22 protein-coding genes are annotated in these 22,154 nt (G+C 71.5%); 5 read left to right on the top strand and 17 right to left on the bottom strand.

Annotated features, from left to right (window positions below; genetic code table 11):
- The first annotated feature begins 234 nt into the window (after window positions 1-234).
- Window positions 235-1,500, top strand: coding sequence for a hypothetical protein (locus CCN37_RS18755; RefSeq protein WP_086822499.1), 1,266 nt, complete (start codon window positions 235-237; stop codon window positions 1,498-1,500).
- Here CCN37_RS18755 and CCN37_RS18750 read toward each other — a convergent pair.
- Together CCN37_RS18750 and CCN37_RS18745 are read right to left on the bottom strand one after the other, a co-directional pair.
- A complete protein-coding gene (locus CCN37_RS18750; RefSeq protein ID WP_086822496.1) occupies window positions 1,489-2,313 on the bottom strand; it encodes a cytochrome c biogenesis CcdA family protein in 825 nt (274 codons plus the stop codon). The genes CCN37_RS18755 and CCN37_RS18750 overlap by 12 nt on opposite strands.
- On the bottom strand, window positions 2,310-3,074 hold the full coding sequence (locus CCN37_RS18745; protein ID WP_168200736.1) for a thioredoxin domain-containing protein: 765 nt from the start codon (window positions 3,072-3,074) through the stop codon (window positions 2,310-2,312). The genes CCN37_RS18750 and CCN37_RS18745 overlap by 4 nt, the downstream gene beginning before the upstream one ends.
- A 154-nt stretch (window positions 3,075-3,228) precedes the next feature.
- Here CCN37_RS18745 and CCN37_RS18740 point away from each other — a divergent pair, with 154 nt between their 5' ends.
- The gene (locus tag CCN37_RS18740; RefSeq protein ID WP_168200735.1) at window positions 3,229-4,560 is read left to right on the top strand and encodes an acyltransferase; all 1,332 of its coding nucleotides are present in this window, start codon (window positions 3,229-3,231) and stop codon (window positions 4,558-4,560) included.
- On the opposite strand, the gene CCN37_RS18735 is transcribed toward CCN37_RS18740, so the two are convergent.
- Window positions 4,452-5,765, bottom strand: a complete 1,314-nt coding sequence (locus CCN37_RS18735; protein ID WP_086822621.1) for a glutamate-1-semialdehyde 2,1-aminomutase — start codon at window positions 5,763-5,765, stop codon at window positions 4,452-4,454. The genes CCN37_RS18740 and CCN37_RS18735 overlap by 109 nt on opposite strands.
- A gap of 32 nt (window positions 5,766-5,797) precedes the next feature.
- Window positions 5,798-6,451, bottom strand: coding sequence for a GNAT family N-acetyltransferase (locus CCN37_RS18730; RefSeq protein ID WP_168200734.1), 654 nt, complete (start codon window positions 6,449-6,451; stop codon window positions 5,798-5,800).
- A gap of 86 nt (window positions 6,452-6,537) precedes the next feature.
- On the opposite strand from CCN37_RS18730, the gene CCN37_RS18725 reads away from it, so the two are divergent.
- Window positions 6,538-7,296, top strand: a complete 759-nt coding sequence (locus CCN37_RS18725; RefSeq protein WP_086822487.1) for a WecB/TagA/CpsF family glycosyltransferase — start codon at window positions 6,538-6,540, stop codon at window positions 7,294-7,296.
- Window positions 7,293-8,405, top strand: a complete 1,113-nt coding sequence (locus CCN37_RS18720) for a glycosyltransferase (RefSeq protein ID WP_086822484.1) — start codon at window positions 7,293-7,295, stop codon at window positions 8,403-8,405. Before CCN37_RS18725 ends, CCN37_RS18720 begins: the two co-directional genes overlap by 4 nt.
- A 33-nt stretch (window positions 8,406-8,438) precedes the next feature.
- On the opposite strand, the gene CCN37_RS18715 is transcribed toward CCN37_RS18720, so the two are convergent.
- Genes CCN37_RS18715 through CCN37_RS18680 form a run of 9 tightly spaced genes read right to left on the bottom strand, consistent with a single transcriptional unit; the run spans window position 8,439 to window position 17,701 of the window.
- Window positions 8,439-9,038, bottom strand: a complete 600-nt coding sequence (locus CCN37_RS18715) for a DUF1707 domain-containing protein (protein ID WP_086822481.1) — start codon at window positions 9,036-9,038, stop codon at window positions 8,439-8,441.
- 49 nt (window positions 9,039-9,087) lie between these two features.
- Window positions 9,088-10,113, bottom strand: coding sequence for a glycoside hydrolase family 6 protein (locus CCN37_RS18710; RefSeq protein ID WP_143261674.1), 1,026 nt, complete (start codon window positions 10,111-10,113; stop codon window positions 9,088-9,090).
- A gap of 50 nt (window positions 10,114-10,163) precedes the next feature.
- Entirely contained in the window at window positions 10,164-11,630 is a 1,467-nt protein-coding gene (locus tag CCN37_RS18705; RefSeq protein ID WP_168200733.1) for a lipopolysaccharide biosynthesis protein, read from the bottom strand.
- A complete protein-coding gene (locus CCN37_RS18700) occupies window positions 11,627-12,433 on the bottom strand; it encodes a glycosyltransferase (protein ID WP_210408103.1) in 807 nt (268 codons plus the stop codon). Before CCN37_RS18700 ends, CCN37_RS18705 begins: the two co-directional genes overlap by 4 nt.
- On the bottom strand, window positions 12,430-13,362 hold the full coding sequence (locus CCN37_RS18695) for a glycosyltransferase family 2 protein (RefSeq protein ID WP_168200732.1): 933 nt from the start codon (window positions 13,360-13,362) through the stop codon (window positions 12,430-12,432). Before CCN37_RS18695 ends, CCN37_RS18700 begins: the two co-directional genes overlap by 4 nt.
- Window positions 13,359-14,723, bottom strand: coding sequence for an O-antigen ligase (locus tag CCN37_RS39065; protein WP_143261673.1), 1,365 nt, complete (start codon window positions 14,721-14,723; stop codon window positions 13,359-13,361). The genes CCN37_RS18695 and CCN37_RS39065 overlap by 4 nt, the downstream gene beginning before the upstream one ends.
- Window positions 14,724-14,754: 31 nt before the next feature.
- Complete coding sequence (locus CCN37_RS18690; RefSeq protein WP_086822468.1) at window positions 14,755-15,567, bottom strand: hypothetical protein; 813 nt, start codon at window positions 15,565-15,567, stop codon at window positions 14,755-14,757.
- A 47-nt stretch (window positions 15,568-15,614) separates the two neighbouring features.
- Window positions 15,615-16,562, bottom strand: coding sequence for a glycosyltransferase family A protein (locus CCN37_RS18685; RefSeq protein WP_168200731.1), 948 nt, complete (start codon window positions 16,560-16,562; stop codon window positions 15,615-15,617).
- A 14-nt stretch (window positions 16,563-16,576) separates the two neighbouring features.
- Entirely contained in the window at window positions 16,577-17,701 is a 1,125-nt protein-coding gene (locus tag CCN37_RS18680; RefSeq protein WP_086822615.1) for a class I SAM-dependent methyltransferase, read from the bottom strand.
- 116 nt (window positions 17,702-17,817) lie between these two features.
- Between CCN37_RS18680 and CCN37_RS18675 the strand changes: the two genes are divergently transcribed.
- A complete protein-coding gene (locus tag CCN37_RS18675) occupies window positions 17,818-18,360 on the top strand; it encodes a dTDP-4-dehydrorhamnose 3,5-epimerase family protein (protein ID WP_086822462.1) in 543 nt (180 codons plus the stop codon).
- 5 nt (window positions 18,361-18,365) lie between these two features.
- On the opposite strand, the gene CCN37_RS18670 is transcribed toward CCN37_RS18675, so the two are convergent.
- From CCN37_RS18670 to CCN37_RS18655, 4 genes are read right to left on the bottom strand one after another with little or no spacing between them, the layout of a single operon-like run.
- The gene (locus CCN37_RS18670) at window positions 18,366-19,400 is read right to left on the bottom strand and encodes an NAD(P)-dependent oxidoreductase (protein WP_086822459.1); all 1,035 of its coding nucleotides are present in this window, start codon (window positions 19,398-19,400) and stop codon (window positions 18,366-18,368) included.
- Between the two features lie 5 nt (window positions 19,401-19,405).
- Window positions 19,406-20,056 (bottom strand): PIG-L deacetylase family protein, encoded by a 651-nt coding sequence (locus CCN37_RS18665; protein ID WP_086822456.1) that lies wholly within the window; start codon window positions 20,054-20,056, stop codon window positions 19,406-19,408.
- Complete coding sequence (locus CCN37_RS18660; RefSeq protein WP_086822453.1) at window positions 20,057-20,866, bottom strand: sugar phosphate nucleotidyltransferase; 810 nt, start codon at window positions 20,864-20,866, stop codon at window positions 20,057-20,059.
- Entirely contained in the window at window positions 20,863-22,152 is a 1,290-nt protein-coding gene (locus tag CCN37_RS18655) for a class I SAM-dependent methyltransferase (RefSeq protein ID WP_086822450.1), read from the bottom strand. Before CCN37_RS18655 ends, CCN37_RS18660 begins: the two co-directional genes overlap by 4 nt.
- Window positions 22,153-22,154 lie beyond the last annotated feature (2 nt).

The following is a 22,154-nucleotide window of genomic DNA, read 5'->3' as shown; positions in this document are numbered from 1 at the left end:
ACATGGCGTCATTTTGCCCCTAACCGCGGTGGTGCGCCATAAGAACCAATGCGGCGACATCCACCCGAGACCTTCGACGCGAACGGAGTACCGCCTCCACGACACCGCCTGCGACGATCGGCCACCGACCGCGCACCGTGATCGGATGGCCGCGGTCACCGGTCGGGGTGACCGAGGCTACCGTGTGTGCCGCGAAGAGTCTCCCCGAAGTTCGTCGTGTGCAGGAGGTGGGCCGTGCGGCTGGTTCGGCTCGGTGGTGAGCCGACCAAGGTCGGTGCCGACGTGCGAGCTGCCCTGGCCGCGTGGGGCGACGGCACCTCGGTGCTCGGCGGTGTCGCGCTGCTCGGAGTCACCCCGCCCGGCTGCACGCGACCGCTGGACGCGCTGATCCTCTTACCGCGCGTGGTGCTCGTGGTGGTCGGGATCGACCTGCCGAGCCCGGCGCTGCGCGTGGAAGCTCCGTTGCAGGGGCAGTGGAAGGTCGACGGCTGGCCGCTGACCCGCCACGACGGCGCGAGCAGTCCGGCCGACGAGGCGCTGGCGGCGACGCGGGCGGTCTCCGCGCGGTTGCAGGAGGTCCGGGCCGAGCCGCTGCCGGTGTGCACGGTGATCGCGGTGGGGCCGTACGTCGAACGGGTCATCCAGCCCACTTCGGACATCCATCGCGGAGTCCGCGTGCTGCACCCGAAACCGTCCACTCTGCTCAGCGCCGTGCGCGAGCTGGCGACCAGCGACCGCCCGTGCACCGCCGAGCAGGCGTGCAAGGTGCTCGCGGGCCTGCACGAGGAAACGGGCAAGATGCACTCGGGCGATCTGATCGCCGAGGGTTTCCCGAACGCGGTCACCGCGGACCTCGCCAGCGCCAGCACCGCGCTCATCCCCCGCTACCGGGATGTCGCTGACACGGTTCAGGTTTCCTTGCCGCCCAAGCGGAAACGTGGGCCGGTGCTCATCGGGGCGCTGCTGCTCGCCGTGGTGGCGCTCGTGGTCGTGCTGATCAGCGCCGGCGGCGGCGGAGAGCAGCCCGCCGCGCAGCCCCCGGCTCCGACCAGCACACGGTCCACTGTGGACGATCTGGACTTCACGCCGAGGGGCAACGAGAAGGCCACGAACTGCGCGCGCGAGTCCTACGGGGACGTTCAGACGTGGTTCGACGCGCACCCGTGCGCGGGGCTGATCCGGACGCTGTTCGAGGTCACGGAGCCGCGCAGGGCCGCCGTGTCGATCGCGGTGGTGAGCTTCGCCGACGCCGAGGACGCCGAGGACTTCCAGAAGCTCGCCGACACCCCGGGCACCGGCGCGGTCAGCGACCTGGTGACATCGGGCAAGGGCTGGACCAACGGGCCGAACTCCTTCGAGGGAGCCGCGTTCGCGTCCTCGCGCGACACCAAGCGCGTCCGCGTCGTCCAGGCGGTGTGGATCGGCGCACCGTCCACTCCGGACGACGTGTCGCTGCGCGGGATCGCCGCGCGGGCGTTGCGGTTGCCGCTACCGGGCTGATCGACGGCGGCGCCGCACGACGAACACGGCGGCGAGCACCAGCGCGATCACTCCGATCACCGCGAGGTCGGGAACGGACTGCGCGAGACCGCGAACCCAGACTTCGAGCGAGAACTCCGTGTCCACGTCGAGGAGTCCGCTCAAGCCAGCGGTGCCCTCGGTGAACACGAACAGCAGGCCGATCGCGATGAACAGCAGGCCGGAGATCAAGGTCGTGCTGTGCACGCGCAGCGGACCGAGCTTCACCTCGCGGCCACGCAGCCACGCCCGCTGGCCGAGCTTCAGGCGCTCCCACAACAACGCCAGCGCGAACAGCGGCAGCACCATGCCGAGCCCGTAGACCGCGAGCAGCACTCCGCCGTACACGGGATCTCCGCCCGCGGCGGCGACGGTGAGGACCGCGCCGAGGATCGGGCCGGAGCAGAAGCCCGCCAAGCCGTACACGGCACCGAGCGCGAAGACGGACGCGGCCGAGCCGACCGTGATGCGCGCGGCGGCTTCCTGAGCGCGCCGCGAACCGAAGCCCTTGCCCAGGATCTGTGCTGTGCCAAGGACGATCAGCACGATGCCGGAGATGAGCGTGACCGTGGAGCGGTGCTGGGTGAACAGCGCGCCGAGCGCCGCCGAGGCCACGCCGAGCGGGACGAGCGTGGTGATCAGTCCACAGTAGAACACCGAGGTGCGGGCGAGCAGGCGCTTCGGGTTCTCGAAGGCATAGGCGAAGAAAGCGGGCAGCAGCAACGCCGAACACGGGCTCGCCAGCGCGAGCACCCCGCCGAGCAGCGCGCCGAGGTAGCCGACCTCCGAGCTCATCGCTGGTTCTTGAGGCGCTCGATCGCCGCGACGAACTCCTCGAGCGGGCGGGCACCGACCATCGGCCGTCCATTGAGGACGAACGCGGGCGTTCCGCTCACACCGAGCCTGCGGCCCTCGTCGATGTCGGCCTTGATCTCCTCGGCGATCTTCGGGTCGGCCAGGTCGGCCTCGAAGCGCTTGAGGTCGGCGACGCCGACGCGCTTGGCGATCTCGACCAGGCGCTCGCGCGGGAAGGACGCCCTGCCCTGGCGCGGGGCCTCGGCGAAGGCGAGCTCGTGATACGGCCAGAACTTGCCCTGGCGCCCGGCGGCGCGGGCGGCGAGCGCGGCGTACTCGGACTCCTCGCCGAACATCGGGTAGTCGCGCCACTCGATGCGCAGCACGCCGGTGTCGACGTAGCGGCGGATCAGCTCGGGCTTGGTGTCAGTGGCGAACTTCACGCAGTACGGGCAGCGGTAGTCGGCGAACTCGACGAGCACGACCGGCGCGTCGACCTTGCCCATCGCGTAGGGGTCACCGGCCTTGCGGCGGCCGACGGAGACGTCGATGTTGCCCGTCGTGCCGTCGTCGACGGCGGGAGCGCTCGACTGGGAGGCCGACGGCGGCGCTGCGACGGGCTTCTCGCCCCCGCCCCTGCCGGTCGAGACGAAGACCAGGGCCACGAGAGCGACCACCACCAGAGCGGGGACCAGCCAGCGGCTCACCGGAATGCGCTGGTCGGGCTTGGAGGCGGTGAAGTCCTGCTGCTGCTCGCTCACCCGTTCACCGTACCGACGCGCCTCCGGGGGTGGGGTAGGCCCCACCCCGAGCTTGGGGCGGGCCGCCGTGCAGGTCGGAGGTCTGCCAGATCCGTTTCGGGCGCTCCCGTCGTCAGCCTGGGTAGAGCGGTTCGGCGAACGTGAGGGGACGGACATGATGAAACGCAACCCGGTGATCGACGCCGTGCGCGTCGGATCGGTGGCGCTGGTCGTGTTCGCCCACTGGTTCGGCGCGCACGTCGGCGTGGAGAACGGCGCGGTGCGCGTGGGGATCGGCGTCAGCGGACCCGTGGTGTGGGCGCTCACCTGGGTTCTGCAGGTGATGCCGCTGGTGTTCTTCGCTGGCGGCTACGCGAACTCGGCCGGGGTCGACGCGGCGCGGGCGCGCGGGGAGTCCTTCCTGGCGAAGCGCGCGATGGCCCTGATGATCCCGGCCATCCCGCTGATCGCGTTGTTCTCGGCGGCGAGCACGGCGGGCGGCGCGCTCGGCCTCCAGCCGGTCGCGACGGTCGGCCACCAGATGATGAAACCCTTGTGGTTCTTGGCGATCTACCTCGTCGTTGTCGCGCTCGCGCCGCTGATGGTGCGGCTGCACGACAGGTTCGGCCTGGCCGTGCCGCTCGCCATGACGGCCGTTGTGTCTACTGTGGACTTCATCCGGTTCTCCACCGTGGGCCTGGTCGCGGACATCGGCATCGGCGGCGACGTCAACTTCCTGTTCGTCTGGCTGACCGCGCACCAGTTCGGAATCGCCTGCGCACGAGGCTCTTTCGCGAAGCTCACGCGACCGTGGCTGTACGTACTCGTCCTCGCCGCAGTCGGTGCGATGGTGACGATGGTGTTCGCCGGGCCGTACCCGCCGAGCATGCTGGGCCTGCCGGGTGTTCCCGTCTCCAACCTGTCCCCGCCGACGCTGGCGATGATCGTGCTGGCGTTCGCGCAGGTGTGCGTGTTCCTGCTGATCGAGCCGTGGGCCACGCGCAAGCTGTCCGGCGTCCGGGCTCAGCGGTTCCTCAAGCGCACCAACCCTCTCGCCATGTCGGTGTACCTGTGGCACCTGCCCGCCGGAGCGATGCTGCTCGGATTCGCTTTGCTGGCGCCGGAGATCCTGCTGCCCTCACCCGGGCTCGGCTGGTGGCTCAGCAGGCCGTTGTGGCTCGCGGTCAGCACGATCGCGCTGATCGGCGTGCTGCGCGTGGTCCGGCGCGTTGACCGCGCACTGCCCACTGTGGACTCGCGCTGGCCGCTCGCGGGCATGCTGATCTGCGCCTATGGCGTCCGCGAAGGCACCCGCCACGGTCTCGACCTGACCAACCCGCACGCTTCGCACGCCGTGCTCGCGATGACGATCGGTGTGGCCGTGCTGCTGGTGGAGGCTCAGCGGTCGGGCAGTCGCCTCGGTTCCGCGTGGGAGCGCAGCGCGGGAGCGACCGGGCGGCCGTCGAGCAGCCCGCCCACGCTCCCCGCGTCCAGCGCCTTGCGGTAGACCTCCAGTGCGGCGCGGACGGCGTTGACCGTGTGCTCCACGTCGGCGTCGGTGTGCGCGGCGGAGATCACGAAGGACTGGCCGAGCACGCCGTGCCGCAGCAGCTCCTGGAGGAACAGCGTGCGGAACTCCTGCGAGGGCTTGCCTTCGGCGTCGGCCGTGGTGAACACCAGGCACGACGGCCTGCCGAGGACGGAGACCGCCGAGGAGGTCCCCATCTCGCGGGAGAGCTCGTTGACCGCGTTGGCCAGCACGGCGCCCCGCCGCTCCATCGCGCCGACCGGATCGGTCTCGCGGTAGGCGCGAACGACAGCGCGGAAAGCCGCCAGCGAAGCCGTTTCCGGGCCGTGCGTGGTGGAGAGCAGGAAGACCCGCGCAGCGTCGGTGCGCAGCCCGCCCAGCTCCATCAGCTCCCGCTTGCCCGCCAGCGCTGCGATCGGGAAGCCGTTGCCCATCGCCTTGCCCCAGCAGGAGAGGTCCGGGCGCACGCCGTAGACCTGTTGCGCCCCACCGGCCGACCAGCGGAAGCCGGTGATCATCTCGTCGAAGACCAGCACCGCGCCCTCGCGGTCGCAGATCTCGCGCACGCCTTCGAGGAAGCCGGGTTCGGGCTCGCGCAGCGCGGTGGCGGCTTCGAGGAACACCGCCGCGATCTGTCCACTGTGGACCTCGAAGAGCGCGCGCAGCGAATCCAGGTCGTTGTAGCGGAAGGACACCGTCAGCTCGCGCGTGGACTCCGGGATGCCCGCGTTCATGCCCGCGGTGCCGATGAACCAGTCGTCGACGGAGAAGAAGGGCTGGTCGGCGCAGATCGCGACCTTGTCCCGCCCGGTCGCCGCGCGGGCCAGCCGCAGCGCCGCGGTGGTGGCGTCGGAGCCGTTCTTGGCGAACTTCACCATGTCCGCGCCCGGCACCCCGGCCAGGAAGTCCTCGGCGGCGGCGAGTTCGAACGCGGTCGGCCTGGTGAAGTTGATCCCGTTGGCCATGGCCTCGCGGACGGCGGCGAGCACCGGCTCGTAGCCGTGCCCCAGCGTCACCGCGCGCAGCCCCATGCCGTACTCGACGAAGCGGTTGCCGTCGACGTCCCAGACGTGCGCGCCGCTGCCGCGCTCCAGGACCGGTGTCATGTGCTCGGGGTACTGGTCGGAGGCGCGCGCGTAGGTGTGCGCCCCGCCGGGGACCAGCTCGTGCAACCGCGCCTGCATGCTCGCCGAGCGGGCGAAGGTGTTGTGCTGGTTCACAGCCAGTCCACGTCCTCGGGCAGAAGCGACCACAACTCGTGGTCAAGCAACTTACCGCCGACGTGCATGTGCTCGCGCAGCACGCCCTCCTTGCGAAAACCGTTGCGCGCCAGCACGAGCTTCGCCGCGCGGTTGCCGATGCCGACCGGGGCGACGATCCGCCGCAGCCCGACCTCGGAGAAGGCGTGCCGCACCATGAGCCTCAGCGACCGCCGCGCCACGCTGGACCCGTGGAAGTCCGAAGCCACCCAGGCGCCCAGCTCGGCGGTTCCGTGCCCCCGGTCGACCCGGTCCAGCACCATCTCACCGCCGAAGCGCCCGTCCACCTCGATCACCATCGGCACCAGGTGCCCCTTGCGCGCGGTGCGCGAGACCGACCACACGCGCTCCTGCCAGCGCGCCGCGGCGGAGCGCTCGGTCCACGGCTGCTCACTGCTCGGCCACCACGGCTCCAGCAGGGCCTGGTCGGCGCGGACGACGCGCGCCCACTCCTCGGCGTCCTCCGCGCGCGGCGGGCGCAGCCGCAGGCGCCTGCCCTGGTCCAACTCGGGGCCGAGCACCGCGGGCCAGCCGGGGTGGTCGGGGCGGAGCCTGCGGGCGACGGCACCCACGAGCGAGCGCGCCCTCACCGCGGTCGACCAACTGTGCACATAGGACTTCCTCGAGACCGGAATGTGTTGTTGTACAAAGACGGTGCTGACGTTCACCCCATCGGCGAGGGCGGCAAGATAGTTACATGCGAACGGACATCCCGACCGTGCCGATCCTCGGTGTGCGCGTCGCCAAGCTGACCGAGCAGGCGGCCCTCGCCGAAGTCAAGCGGCTGTTCGAGGGACCATCGGCCTCGGTCGTCGCCTACGCCAACGCGCACTCGCTGAACGTTGCCTGCGCGAACGCCCGGTACCGGCGGGTGCTGGAGGACGCGGCGCTGGTGCTCAACGACGGTTCCGGCCTGGCCATCGCGGCGAAGCTGCTGGGCGATGCCTTCCCGGCCAATCTCAACGGGACCGACTTCACCCCGAAGATCCTGCGCGAGGCGGCCGATCGCGGTGTCTCGGTGTACCTGCTCGGCGGCGAGGCCGGGATCGCGGATGCGGCCGGGGAGAAGCTGGCCGCGGCGATCCCCGGGCTGAAGATCGCGGGGGCGGAGCACGGGTTCTCGCAGGACGTGGAGGCCGTCGTCGGGCGCGTCCGGGCCAGCGGCGCCGAGGTCCTGGTGGTGGCGATGGGAAACCCGGCGCAGGAACTGTGGCTGGACCGCTACCTCACCGCGACCGGCGCCAGGTTGGGTGTTGCCGTGGGCGCCTTCCTGGACTTCACCGCGGGCAAGGTCGAGCGAGCTCCCGCGTGGATGCGCCGCGCCGGGATCGAGTGGCTCTACCGGCTCTCGCGGGAACCCCGTCGGCTGTTCCAGCGCTACGTCGTGGGCAACCCGCTGTTCCTGGGCCGGGTTCTGGCGCAGCGGCTCGGACTTCGGCCTCGGAGGGGCGCGTGAAGATCTGCTTTGTGACCACGTATCCGTTGGGCAATCGCGCGCTCGGCGGCAGCGGCTGGGTGGACCGGCGCCTGCTCGCGGTGCTGCGCGCGGAGCACGACGTCGACGTGGTGTGCGTGACCGGCGACGAGGGCAGCTGGACCGAGGAGGGCGTTCCGTGCCACTCCGCGGGCTCGGTGCCGTTGGAGGTGCGCGGAGACCGCGCTCGGCTGCTTCGCGTCGCGGCGGGCATGCTGACCAGCCCTGAGCCTTACCTGGCCAGGAAGTTCACCGTTTTCCCAGGATGGCGGCGGGCAGCGGCCCTGCTGCGGGAACGCGCCGTGGGCCGTCAGGTGATCACCAGCGGTTGGCCCGGCCTCCTGCTCGCCGAGGCGGCCGGAGTGCCCGTGGCCTCGCACATCGCGCACAACGTGGAGGCGACGATCGCGGCGGAGCACTCTCCGCGCCCGCTTCGCCTGCTGGGCGAGACCTGGCGCCTCCCGCGCGCCGAACGACGGCTGCTTTCCTTGCCGGACAAGGTCTTCGCCCTGTCGCGCACTGACGCCTACGTGCTGCGCGGCTGGGGTATCGGTGCTTCGCACCTGCCGCTTCCCCTGCTGCCGCAGGCGATTTCGGCGGAGGCCGAAGCTGTCGGCTTCATCGGCAAGGCGAGCTGGCCGCCCAACGAGCGCGCGCTCGCGGCACTGGTCGGACCCGTGCGCGCGGAGCTGGACCGGCTCGGCCAGGACGTGCCGTACGTGTTGGCGGGCAACGGAACCCAGAGCTACGCGGGTCACCGCAACGTGACCGCGCTCGGCCGCGTCGAGGAGGAGGCCGACTTCTACCGAGCAGTCGGCGTCGTGGTGGTACCGCGATTCGGCGCGTCCACGGGCATCAGCGTGAAGATGCTGGAGGCCGCCGAGCACGGCCGCCCCTCCGTGGTGCCCCCTCAGCTCGCCGCCGCGGTGGACCCCGACGGCCCCTGGCTCATCGCCGACGGCCCAGCGGAAACGGCCGCGGTGATCGCCAAGTGGCGCTCCGGCAGCACTTCCCCGTCCCCCGTCGACGTCACCACCTGGCTCACCCGCCACAACGCCACCGCCAACCCCACCCCCCTGCTCGCGCCGTAGTCCCCTCACCACCAGGGTGGCGGAGTGCGGCGGTCAGTCGTCGATCTGCTTGCGCTTGGGGTGCTTGGTGACGATCTCGATGCCGCCCATGAGCGCGAAGCCGTTGATGCGGATCGTCGGCGAGTCGGCGGTCACCGAGTCCTCGTCGACGTTGACGTCCTTGCCGCCCATGATGCTGAAGCCGCCGACCTCAACGCGCACGCCGGGCGGGACCGTGATCTGGATGCCGCCCATGATCGCCACGGCGGTGATGGTGGTGACCTTGGAGGTGAGCACCGCCTTGCGGAAGTCCAGCTCCACGCCGCCCATCATGGCGAACGCGGTGACATCGGACTCCACCCGCCAGCGGCCGTTGCGCACGGCGCCGCTCATCACCGCGACGGCCCACTGGCGCTTGCCGGTGCCGCCCTCGTGGACGGCGGGCAGGGACGTTGCGGCGGGGCGGCGGGCGGCGACGGGGAGGTCCGCGACGACAAGGTCCAACTCGCCCCTGGTGCGGGCGGCGTAGGCGAGACCGACGCGCTCGTTGTACTCGGTCAGGGTGAGCCGGCCCTCGCCGACGGCCTGGTTGAGCAACTGGGCGATCTGCTCGCGCTCGACATCGCCGACCCGCAACTCGGGCTGGTCATTCATGCCGCCGAGGCTAGCGAACCGACGGCGCGCACGTGAACGTTGTTACCGATCAGTCGCCGTTGATGAGCTTCATGGCCAGCTCCGGGTAGAACGCCCCGGAGTCGGTGCCGGAGCCGATGCCGCAGTTGCCGTCGGACTCCCCTGGGCGCTTCACCCACAGCAGCGCGTCCGCGCCACCGGGACCGCCGACCTGCGGTGCCCCGCCGAGCCTGCGCCCACCCGGGTTGCACCAGTTCCCGTCGGAGCCGTTGCCGTTGCGGCTGGTGTCGATGACGAATCCCGCGTCGATCCCGTGCTTGGTCGCGAGGATCTGCTTGAGCCTGCCCGCGTACCGGGTCGCGTCCTCGGTGCTGTTGAAGTTGGAGACGTTGACCGCGAAGCCCCGCGCGCCCGCGCCGATGCCGGAGTCGACCAGACCGGCCGCCACCCGCTCCGCCGGGTTCTGGACGCCGTCGCCGCCGTCGAGGTAGACCCACGTCGAGGTGGCCAGCTGGTTGAGGGCGGACACCGCGGCCGTCAGGGTCCGCGTGCGCTCCTTGCGCTGCGCGTCGTCGAGGCACTCCAGGTGGATCACGGCGTCGGGCTCCAGGATGAGCAGCGCAGGCCGGTCACCGATCGCGCGGCCGACCACGTCGATCCACTTCAGGTAGTCCTCCGGGGAGCGGGCTCCACCCGCCGAGTGGCTGCCGCAGTCGCGGTTGGGGATGTTGTAGCCGACCAGCACGGGCAACTGCCCCTTGGCGTAGCCGCCGGAGACGAAGTTCGAAACACGGCTGCGGGTGTCATCGCCCGCGGCGATCCAGCGCGCGGTCGCCTGCCTGGCGATCTGCTCCTCGATCGTCGGCGCCCTGCCGTCGGAGCCGTTGCGCCGCAACCACGAGACGACGTTGGCGTCGGGGTCGACGTAGAAGAAGGTGCCGGGGCGCATCGGGTTGGGCACCGGGATCGGGGCTCGCTGGGAGCTGCGGTCGGAGCGGTCGGGCGGCGGTGCCGATTCGCCACCGGTGCCGCACGCGGTCAGCAGCACCGCCGCGGACACCAGTGCGGTCAGTAACCGAGCCTTGCGTCCCCGCACCTCAACCACCACCTCTCACCAGGGGAAATGCTACGTCGGAGCGCGCGTTCCTACCCGGTGGGCAGCAGGGCCGAGTCCAAGGTGTGGCGGAACCGAAACCACCCGTACGCGATGACCGCGGCGGTGAACGCGCCACCGAGCGAGACGCTCAGTAGCGGACTCGTCGAGAACACCCGGATCAGGACCAGGCCCACCGCCACCACGACAGCGGACAGCAACGAGGGCACGATCCCCCGTACTAGTGACACGATCCCGATCCCGGCCCGCCGCAGACCCCACAGGTGCACCGGCACCGCGACGAACAGCGCCACCACGGCCTGCGCCCAGCCGATCCCGGCGAGCCCCCACAGGTGCGCGGCGGCCACGGTCGTCGGCACGAGGGCGACCAGCCAGGAGAGCTGGATCAGCGCGGAGGACAGCGGGGCGCCGACGGCGAGCAGCAGGTTGAGCGCCATGTCGGCGAAGACCCGGCCGATCGCGGCGATCGCCAGCCCGCTCAGCACGAGCGCGGCCGGGATCCACTGGTGGCCGTAGACGACCTCGACGAGCGGACCGGCCAGCAGGGCCAGCGCCACCCCGCCGGGCAGCACGGCGACGCCGACGAGCCCCATCACCCCGCCGGAGGCCCGGTCCAGGTCGCTGCCGTTGTCGCGCGCGCGGGCGAACACCGCGAGGGCGACCCGCTCGACCGTGCCGGAGATGATCGACACCGGCCAGTTCGACACGTTGCTGGCCAGGTAGAAGAAGCCCAGCGCGGTCGCTCCGAGCACGCTGCCGGTGACCATCTGCGGCACGCTCTGCGCGAGCATCAGCAGCAGCGAGGACGCCACCACGGAGACGCCGTAGCCGCCGACCTCCTTGAAGTGCTCGGCGGAGAAACCCAGGCGCGGCCAGTGCTTGCTGAGGATGAACAGCAGCACCACCACGACGGCGGTGCCCGAGACGTGTCCGATCGCCAGCGCCCACGCGCCCCACCCGAGGAAGGCGAGCACGGCGGTCACAGCGAGGTTCACCACGGTGCCCGTGAGGTCGGCGACGAGCCTGCGGGCCTGCGCCAGCTCGCGGGAGAGCATCGCGCCCGGGACGCAGGCGAATCCGTCCAGCAGCACGTTGATCGCGAGGAACCGCACGATCTCGGTGGCGTGCGGGCTGCCGAGCGCCGTGGACAGCGCGGGAGCGCTGAGCGCGCAGACGGCGAACGCGATCCCCCCGCCGACGACGGAGATCGTCCACGCCGTCGGCAGCATCGGCCGGACGTCACCGGAGCGCCGCACCACCGCGGCGGCGGCGCCGAAGTCGTTGAACGCCAGCAGCAGGCCCTGCACGACCAGAGCGGTCGCGTAGAGGCCGAACTCCTCGGGGACGAGCAGGCGCGCGAGCACGATGCCCATCACGAACGTGCCGACGCGGGAGAGCAGCGTGTTGAGCAGGCTCAGCCACAGCCCTCGGCGGAACCGGCCGGCGAGACCACCGTGCGCGGTGGGGGCCTCCGGTGCCGCTGCGGGATCTCCGCTCACCCGAGCGCCTCCGCCGACCAGTCGCTGAAGTAGCTGCCCGCGTGGACCGTGTAGTCCACGGTGACGACGGGCAGGTGGGTCACGGTCGACCGTGCTGAGACGCGGTGCACGAACTCCCAGTCCTCTCTCGGGTGGACCCAGCGGGGCCTGGCCCACGGGTCGAAGCGCAGCCAGGGCGCTCGCCTGGCCACGACGGCGTTGACGTCGACCCACGCGCTGTCCGCGTGCTCCCTGCGGTCGAAGTCGCGTCCCAGAACGTCCACAGTGGACTCATCGGGGCGTCGGCGGTGCAGGTCGGTGTAGACTAGCCCCGCCGACTCCAGCGCGGGCAGCGCCGTCTCCAGGTGGTTCGGCCGCCACGTGTTGTCGTCGTCGAGGAACGCGACGTACGGCGAGCGGCTCAGTCGGAGCGCGACGTTGCGGGCGAGCCCCGGGCTGCCGTGGTTGCGGGCGAGCCGCAGCACGGTCAGCCGGGAATCCCGTGGCAGGTCACCGATGTCGCCGCCGCCGTCGTCCACGACGACCACCGCGAGGTCGGTCACCGTCTGCGCCAGCGCGCTGCGCACGGCGTCGCGGAGCCCGTCGGCTCGCCGGTAGGTCGGCACCACGACGGTGACCAGGGCCTCGACCTGCCCTTGCGTCGCGGCAAGACGGGCGACCTCGCGTTGCTCGGCGCGGGCGGCCGCAGCGCGCTCCTTCGCGAACCGCACCGCCCACCACCGCTCGCCGACCACGTACCTGCCAACCGCACGGCGCAGGAACTTCTTCGCCGCGGGCGGCAGCAAGCCGTAGTCCCGGTTCACCGCGTCGCTCCGGCGAACTCGCGCGGCGCGGCGGGATTGGTCGGACGGCCGGCGAGCAGCTCACGACGGCCAGCCAGCAACGCGCGCAGGGCGGCACTGTGCGTCCCACGCCGCAAAGGCAGGCGCACGAGCTGCGCGAGCACCAGCGCACCCCACACGCACCGCGCCCCGGTCGCGCTGTTCCAGCGGGCCGCGTGCACCACCCGGTTGGTGACCAGCTGCGCCCACAACGCCGGAGCCGTCGCGACCTCACCGCCGCGGTGGACGGCGCGAGCCCCGGACACCTGGCGGATCGACCAGCCCGCGGCACCAACGCGAAGGCAGTAGTCGACCTCTTCGGAGTACAGGAAGAGCTCGGCGCGCCACGGGCCGATCCTCGGCCACACCTTCGGCGAGAGGAGCAGGATGGCGCCGTTGGCCCAGTCCGGCCGCTCATCGGTGCCGACCGGGATCTCCTCGCTCAGCAACGGGAACGCCGTCGCCCGGTGGCCCAGCACCGAGTCGCCGAGCACGCGCAGGAGTGTCGGTCTGCGGCGCAGCGTCGGTTCCGGCTCGCCGGAAGGACGCCGCACCTCGGGCACGACGACGCCGACGCCGGGGTCCTCGAAGCCGTCGAGCAGGCGGGCGACGGAGCCCGGCTCCAACCGCACGTCGGCGTTGAGCACGAGCACCGCTTCGCCGTCCTTCGCCCTGGAGAGGCAGGCGTTCACCCCGGCCGCGTACCCGAGGTTCGCGCCGGTCTCCACGACCTCCGCCGTTGGCGAGAGCCGCCTGACCAGCTCCGCGCTGCCGTCCGACGAGGCGTTGTCCGCGACGACCACCCGCGAGGACGGGACCCCGGCCAGCGCCTCGGGAAGGCTCTCGAACAGCGAGGGGAGCTCGGCGGAGGAGTTGTAGGTGACAACGGCGACCAGCACCGGTGGTCTCATGGCGAAGTCTCCGCTCGCTCCCAGGACGCGACGGCGCCCCCGATACCGATCAACAGGAAGGTCAGGCCCTGGAACTGTGGGAACGCCAGGGCGTCGAAGGTCGCGAAGCACATGGTCGCCACCGCGATCGCGCTGCCGACGGCCCATGCCGCGTCGCGTAGCTCGGGCATGGTTCCCGTGCGCCCCAAGCGGTTCCAGGCCGCTCGCGCGGAGATCACCGGCACCAGCAGCAGCGCGACCAGCACGAGCAGACCCGGGATGCCGGACTCCACGGTGGTGAACAGGTACTGGTTGTCCAGGTAGGGCTGCGGCGGGGCGAGGTAGGTGCCGAAGCCCTGACCGCTGAACGGCCGCTGCGCCAGCCGGGACAGCACGTACTCGTAGTCCGCGAGGCGGCTCCAGACGCTGTAGTCGTTGCTGGAGCTGGCAACGGTCTGGCTGATCACCGCGAACAGCTTCGGCTCCGCCGTCATGGCCAGCGCCGCGAACACCGCCGCGATGACCGCGCCCACAGCCCACCGCACGAAACCCGAGCGGGGCAACAGGAACAGGCCGATCATCGCGAGCCCGAGCAGCCCGGTGCGGGAGATGCTGACGACGATGCCCGCCGCCAGCACGAAAGCGCACGCCCACCACAGCGGGCGCCAGCGCGCGAACCGCCCCAGGTAGAGCGCGAGCGGGATCGCCGACGCCGAAAGGGCGGCCAGTTCGATGGGGTGGTTGGCGAAGCCGAGCGCGCGTTCGAGCCCTCCGCGCGCGAGGTCGACCTTGCCCATGCCCTGGACTTCCATGCCTGGCAGCGAGATCAGCGCGCGCAGGTCGATGTTCACCGCGAAGTGCAGCACCGCGGCGATCGCGGAGAGGGTCACGCCGAGCACGACCGCGCCGAGCACCGCGCGCAGGGCGCCGAGCCCGCTGAGCCCGTCGCAGGCCAGCAATGCCACCCCGACGCACAGCGCGTAGAGCATCCAGCCGCGGTCGGCGCCACCGAGCAGCTCCGGCGAGGTCCCGAGCCCGAGCGCGAGCGCGTGCGCCGCGACGAGCACCAGCGACCCGCCGAGCACCGTGGCGCGCACCGGGTTCGCGGCGACGCGCACGCCCATGTTCCCCGCGGCCCGCGCGACGACCCACCAGATCAGGCACACCGCGGCGACCAGGCGCGCGGGGGTGAGCGAGCCGCCCACGCCCGCGATCACGAGGTTCTGCGGCAAGGCCAGCAGCACCGCGAAGGCGACCAGGACGTAGTGCGCGGGCACGGTCGCGAAGAACTCGCGCGCGCTCCGCCGCTTCGGCCGGGATCGGGGCGTCGGGCGCTCCGCGCGGTGGATCGCCACCAACCGCTCGGTGGCCCCGGCGATCACCGGGCGCTCACGGAGTCACGGGCGTGACGAGTCACCGGCTCGCCTTGTCCTCGACGCGTTGTTGGTAGCGGATGCCCATCACGTCGGTCTCGCGGTCGATCGACGCGCCGCGGCTGACCCTGGCCACCGCGGCGCGCGCCGCGGCGGAGCGCTCGGCGGCCAGCTGCACCGACGGGGCGGGGTCGACCGGCTCGGGCTCGCCGTCCTCCTGCTTGCGGGCCAGTGCGAACGGCACGCGGGCGCGCCGCTGCTGCGCCCGGTCCACCATGACCACGATCGCCAGCAGCAGGACAAGACCGACGCCACCGCTGATCGCGAGCGCGCGCAGCTGCTCGGAGCGCGTGGTGGTGATGGTCTCCGGCCCGACGATCACGGTCAGGCTCAGCTGGCCCTCGGCGGGCACGCGCATCTCGTCCTGCCTGCGCTTGAGTTCAGCGCGCAGCTCGCGCATGGCGACGTCCACGGTGGTGCGCACCGATTCCGGGGTCTTCCCGGTCGCCACGACGGTGATGAACGGGCTGTCCGCCGCGACCGTGCCACTGCCCTCGTTGGAGATCTCCAGCTCAGCGGTGGCGCCCTGGGCGACCATGCGCTGCCGCATCGGCGGCGTGTTCACCACCTTCAGGAGCAGGATCGCGGCCTGCCCCTGCGCGGGGTCGACGGCGGCGAAGGGGTTGCGGTCCTCACCGCTGTGCGCGCGCAGCACGAGCATGCTGGCGTTGGCCCGGTACTGCTGCGGGACGACGAAGGCCACGCTGGTCAGCAGGGCGGCCAGCCCCACGGCCAGCACGGCGGCCAGTGCCCACCGCCTGCGCAGCGTCCGCAGCAAGTCCAGAGCGTCCACAGTAGTTTCTCCGATAGCTTCATGACTGGTGCGACTTCGGTCGGGTCTCAGGAGCGCGTTCGGCCGCCGGCCGCCAGCCGAGCGCCCTCGACCGCCGCCTTGGCCACGTTGCGCGCCATCGGCACGGCGTTCGCCCGGAACCACGGGTGCAGGGCGAGCATGGCACGACCGCGGTCCGCGATGGACAGGGGCGACCGGCGAACCGCCCGGAGGTACCAACCGGCTTCCTCCACGTTGGGCAGGATCACCTTGCGGTCGTCGGTCCGCTGGGTCCGGTACCACTCGCGCTGCGAGGTGCACTGGGTGAGCCGCCGCTCGTGCAGCCGGTGCAGCAGCAGCCGCTCCCGCACCTCGACGAACGGCCCGTGCAGCGCGAGCTCGGCGACCAGGATGCGGTCGTTGTTCTTCACCGGCGGCAGCAACTGGGTCCTGCGCAGCGCTTCGCGGCGGAAGAGGCCGTAGCAGTGGTAGTTCTCGTGCTGCATGGCGATCAGGTCGCGCAGCCTGCTGATCGGGTCGGCGTGCCCGGTGTCGCAGACGTCGTCCCAGGAGCCGACCTCCTCGCCGTCGCTGCCGATCTGCGTGGCCGAGCTGAACGACAGCACCGCCTCCGGCCGCTGCCGCAGCGCGTCGTAGAGCTTGACGAGCCGGTCCGGCCGGTAGGCGTCGTCGGAGGCCGCCCAGGTGAAGTACGGGCTGCGGACCTCGTCGACGAGCAGGTTGTGGTTCGCGGTCACGCCGACGTTGCGCGAACGCCGGTGGTAGACGACGCGCTCGTCCCGCGCGGCCAGCTCGCGGCACAGGTCCTCGGTGCCGTCGTCAGAGCAGTTGTCGGCGATGTGCACCTCGAAGTCGACGCCGGTCTGGCCGAGCAGCGACTCCAGCGCCTCGTGGATGTACGGCTCGCCGTTGTACACCGGAAGGCCGATGGCGACGGGGGCGGCCGCGCGGCCGGTGAGCGACGGCGCGGTGCGGGGGGAAACCTTGTTCTCCATGGCTGATCCCAGACTCAGGCGACGGACAGGGGGGCGAGCGGGTCGGGGCGCGGTTCGGCGATCACCCATCGCCCGCCCCCAGCCTCGATCTGCGGTAACGCGGTCCTGGCCTCGGTCGCCAGGTCGGGCAGGAACAGCAGGACCTCGTCGGGCTCGGCCGAGACCAGCTCGGCGGGCGAGATCACCGGGATGCCGCTGCCGGGCATCCGGCGGTTCTGCTTGGCGGGCGCGGCGTCGGCGATGGCGGGCAGCAGCACGCTGTCGATCCCGGCCCGGCACAGCAGCGCGACCGCGCGCGAGGCGGCCCCGTAGCCGTACACCCGCCGCCCGGCCTGCCGCTGCTCGGTGAGGTAGCGGCGGAGCGCGTCGGCGGTCGCGGCGGCCTCGTCCTGGAGCACCCGCAGCCGGTTCGGCTCGGTGATCCTCATCGCCGTCTCCTCGGCGAGCAGCGCGCGCACGATGTCGTCGGGCTCCCCCGTCCTGGAGGCGGCCAGCAGCACCGTGCCGCCGTAGAGGTCGAAGGTCCACGCGGTGCGCGGGCGCAGCCCGGCCGCGGCCAGCATGGTGATCAGCGCGGTGGTCGAGTAGTACGCGTAGTGCCCGTGCCGCAACGCGTTCCACTGTCCACATCGGATGATCGTGGCGAGCGAGTGGTACTGGATCAGCAGCACGCCGTCCTCGGTGAGCCGCCCGGCGCGCTCGGCGACCGCCGCCGCCTGGTCGGGGCAGTGCATCATCCCGAAGCAGTCCAGGATGACCTCGGCCTGGTCGCCGTCGCGGACCGGGTGCAACCCGTTGGCGCGCAACATGCCCAGCCAGCTACCGCCGTGCGGGCTGCCGTACTCCGCGACGCGGGCGCCCGTCGGCAGCAGTCCGGCCCGGGACACCCGGTGCACGGCGTCGCGGGCCTGAGCGACCAGCGCGGCGGGCTCGGCGCCCTTGGGCTCTTCCGGCACCGTCGGGTCGCTCAGCAGCTGCGCGAGACCGCAGTCGGCGCACAGCCACATCTGCAACGGGTGCCGGGCGTCGGGCCCGGGCTCCACCAGACGCGGGAAGTGGTCCGAGGCCGGCTGGCGGCCGAGATCGAGCACGATCTGCCCGTTGTGGCCCCCGCACGCGCGGCACACAGGTTCGCTCATCACCACTCCCTCGCAAGGCCGTTCATCGGCCCCATCGCGCGGGTGACCGGATTCGCTACACCCCTGCTGAACCGGGTGAAAGCCGTAACGAAACCGGTAGGCGCGAAGATGTCCGCGTGCTGGTTGAGACGACGTCGCTGCCCGGGGTGCTGGTGTTCACGCCCACCCCGCACCACGACGACCGAGGACTGTTCACCCGGACCTTCGACACCGAGATCGCCCGCGCGCACGGGCTCGACCCCGGCGCCTTCACGCAGGACTCGCAGTCGCGGTCCCGCCGAGGCGTGCTGCGCGGCATGCACGGGCGCTCCGGGCGCGGCGAGGCCAAGCTCGTGCGCTGCGCTCGGGGAGCCGTGCACGACGTGCTCGTCGACGCGCGGCCGGACTCGCCGAGCTTCGGCAAGCACGAGGCTTTCCTGTTGGACGACAACACCTTCCGGCACCTCTACGTGCCGCCGGGGCTGCTGCACGGCTTCCAGGTGCTCAGCGACTGGGCAGACGTGTGCTACCGCATCGACCGGCCGCACGACGCGACCGAGGACGTGGCCGTTCGCCACGACGACCCCGACCTGGCCATCGCCTGGCCCGCCGAGGTCGAGTTGATCAGCGCCAGGGACGCCGCCGCGGGTTCTTGGGCAGCGGCGTCCCGACGCGAGTAGTTCCCTCACAGAACGCGCGCACCCACCGGACGCATGTCGTCGGCGAGGCTGCCAGCCGACTGCCTGTCGGCCAGCCTCGCCAGGCGGGTGAACCGCTTGGTGAACGCCTGCTCGGTCAGCCCGTGCTCCACGTAGGCGGAGTGCAGCTCCACCGCGCCCGCCGCGACCGTCCACTGCGGAACGAAGGCGGGCAGGTGCTCGGTGATGCGGGCGAAGTCCACCCGGTAGGAGCGCGGATCGGCGCCCGCCTCCCCGGTGATCACGAGCTTGGAGCCCGGAACCGCCTCCACGACGGCCTCGGCGATCTGCGCGACCGTGAGGTTGTTCTCCGCCATTCCCACGTTGAAGGCACGGCAGTGAACGGACTCGCGCGGAGCCACGAGCGCGGCCAGGAACGCGTCGGCGATGTCGGCGGCGTGCACCAGCGGACGCCACGGCGTGCCGTCGGAGAGCACGCGCACCTCGCCACTGAGCACCGCGTGACCCACGAGGTTGTTCAGCACGATGTCCGCGCGCAGCCTCGGCGAGAAGCCGAAAGCCGTGGCGTTGCGCAGGAAAACCGGGGTGAAGTCGTCGTCGGCGAGCTGCACCAGGTCGTCCTCGACCCGCACCTTGCTCTCCGCGTACGGCGTCACCGGGCGCAGCGGAGCGTCCTCGCCGACCAGGTCCTCACCCGCCGCGCCGTACACCGAACACGTTGAGGCGTAGAGGAAACGACGCACTCCGGCTTCGCGCGAGAGCTTGGCCAGCCGCGTCGAGGCGAAGTGGTTGATGTCGTAGGTCAGCGTCGGCGCGAGGGAACCGAGGGGGTCGTTGGACAGCGCCGCGAGGTGGATGACGGCGTCGAAGCCCGCCAACTGCTCCACGGTCACATCGCGCAGGTCCACCGCGATGGTCGGCGGGTCGGCCGGGTTCGGCCCGAGCACACAGTCCGCGAACAGCCCCGAGTCCAGCCCGACGACGTCGTGACCGGCCTCCGCCAGGCGCACCGCCATCACACTGCCCAGGTACCCCTGGTGTCCGGTCAACAGGACACGCATCGAACTCATCCCTCTCCCCAACCGAGCACCACCTTGTCCACGAAGAACGCCTCGGCGTAGCGGGCGCGGCACTGCACACCGCGCATCCGCGCCAACCCGAGGAAGGTCTCCGCGTCGAACCAGTCCCGCCCGCGCTGCGACGGGTAGTGGGCGTCCAGCAGCTCCGCCTTGCGCAGCGCCACGCTGGCGGCGAGCGGCACGAAGGCCCCCGGCTGCACCTGGTCGCTGTCCCACTTGATGATCTCGTAGCCGAGCACGAGCTGATCGCGGAAGGCCGTGGTCACCAGCTGCGCGAGCGTCCGGTGGTCCTGGTGCGCGTCGTGCTTGGCCGGGCCGATCACGACGTCCGGGGACACCTTGCGCGCCAAGGATTCCAGGGCCTGCTTCGCCCGGTCCCAGTGGGCGGGCATCCGTCCGTCTGGCAGGTCGAGCACTTCGACGTCCAGCTCCGCCCCCGGGCAGAATGCCTCCAGTGCGGCACGCTCCTCCTCTTCCCGCTTGGTGCCACCGCCGCTGAGCACGAGCGCGGTGACGCGCAGTCCCGGCGACGCGGCGCAGGCGGCCAGCAACGTGCCACCGGCGCCGATCGCGATGTCGTCGCAGTGCGCGCCGAGCACGACCACGCTGCCGAGTTGTTCCGGCACAAGGGAAATCACTCAGCGCACCCCGTCCAGAACGTCGCCACGCTCGTCCTCGCGGTCCCACAGCATCCACGGCCGGTCACCCGAGGCGTAGCCGCGCTCCAGTGCCGCGCGCTCCTTCACGGTGTCGGCGGGCTGCCAGAAACCCTTGTACTGGTAGGCGATCAGCTTGCCCTGCTCCGCCAGCGCGCCGCAGCCGTCCTCCACCAGGTCGCCGTTGCGCGGCAGGTGGTCGAAGACCTCGGGGCGCAGCACGAAGTAGCCGCCGTTCTCCCACAGCGGCAGGCTGCTCACCGCGGTGATACCGGAGACCTTGCCCTCCTCGCCCACCTCCACGCAGTGGAAGGACTGCTGCGGCGGGACGACCATCATCGAGGCGGCCGCGCCGGTCTCGCGCACGCGCGCCACCATGTCGTCCAGCGGCGCGTCGGTGAGCACGTCGGCGTAGTTGGCCAGGAACATCTCCTCGTCCTGGACGAGGTGGCGCACCCGGCGCAGCCGCTCACCGATCGGCGAGTCCTGCCCGGTGTTGACGAAGGTGATCGTCCAGTCGCTGATGTCGGAGGACAGCAGCTCGACCTTGCCCTCGCGGAGCACGAAGTCGTTGGACGCCGCCTCGGAGTAGTTCAGGAAGTAGTCCTTGATGTACTGCGCGCCGTAGCCCAGGCACAGCACGAAGTCCGTGTGGCCGAAGTGCGCGTAGTAGCGCATCACGTGCCACAGCAGCGGGCGCGGGCCCACCGGGTGCATCGGCTTGGGCAGGTCGTCGGCGGAGCCGGTGCGCATCCGCATCCCGTACCCGCCGCAGAACAGAACGACCTTCATCGGGCGACCTCGACGATCTCCAGAGTCGGAACGGGGAAGACGAGCTGTCCGCCCCACTCGCCGACGTAGCTCAGCTGCTCGGTCAGTTCCTCGCGCAGGTTCCACGGCAGGATCAGCACGTAGTCGGGCCGGTCCTCCGCGATCTGCTCGACCGGCAGGATCGGGATTCTGGTGCCCGGCGTGTACCTGCCGTGCTTGTAGGGATTGCGGTCCACGGTGTAGCGCAGCAGGTCGGGGCGGACGCCGCAGTAGTTCAGCAGCGTGTTGCCCTTGCCCGGCGCGCCGTAGCCCACGACGGTCTTGCCCTGCTCAGCGGCCTCGATGAGGAAGGCCATCAGCTCCCACCGCGAGCGCTGCACGGCCTGGCTGAACTGCCCGTAGCCGCTGACGTCGTGCAGCCCGGCCGCGCGCTCCTCCGCCAGCACCTCCTCGACCGCGGCGGTCGGCGTCGAGCCCGTGCCGAACGGCCTGGCCCACAAGCGGATCGAGCCGCCGTGCGTCGGGACCAGCTCCACGTCGACCAGTTCGAGACCACCCGCCGCGAGCGCACGCTGCGCGGAAGCGACGGTGTAGTACTGGAAGTGCTCGTGGTAGATCGTGTCGTACTGGGTGTGCTTGATCAGCGTCAGCAGGTGCTGCACCTCGATCGACACCCAGCCGTCGTCGGCGACCAGCTCGCGCAGCCCCTGAGTGAAGCCCAGCACGTCCGGGATGTGCGCGTAGACGTTGTTCGCCACCACCAGGTTCGCGGCGCCGTGCTGCGCGCGGACCCGGCCGGCGGAGTCCGGCGCCAGGAACTCCGTGACGGTCGGGACGCCCTTCTCCCGCGCCGCGTCACCGACGTTGACCGAGGGCTCGATGCCCAGGCAGCGGATGCCCGCCGCGACCACGTGCTGCAACAGGTAGCCGTCGTTGCTGGCCACCTCCACGACGAAGGAGTCCGGGCCGAGCCCGATCCGCCGCGTCGCGGTCTCGACGAACCGGCGCGCGTGCTCCACCCACGAGGTGGAGAAGGAGGAGAAGTAGGCGTACTCGGTGAAGGTCTCCTCGGGCTTGATCAGCGGCGGCAGCTGGGCGAGCAGGCACTGCGCGCACACCCGCAGGTGCAGCGGGTAGGTCGGCTCCGGCTCGTCGAGCTGGGCCTCGGTGAGGAACAGCTCGCACGGCGGGCTCGCGCCCAGGTCCAGCACGCTGTGCAGCTCCCGCGCGCCGCAGAGGCGGCACGACAGTCCGCCGCTGACCGGGCTCACTCGGTCGACCGCGCTGGTCAGGCTGGTCGTGCTCATGC

The sequence above is a fragment of the Allokutzneria sp. NRRL B-24872 genome (genome assembly GCF_002155965.1).
Classification (GTDB): domain Bacteria; phylum Actinomycetota; class Actinomycetes; order Mycobacteriales; family Pseudonocardiaceae; genus Allokutzneria.
Note: the sequence above shows the minus strand (reverse complement) of the source record. Positions and strands in the feature narration are given on the sequence as shown.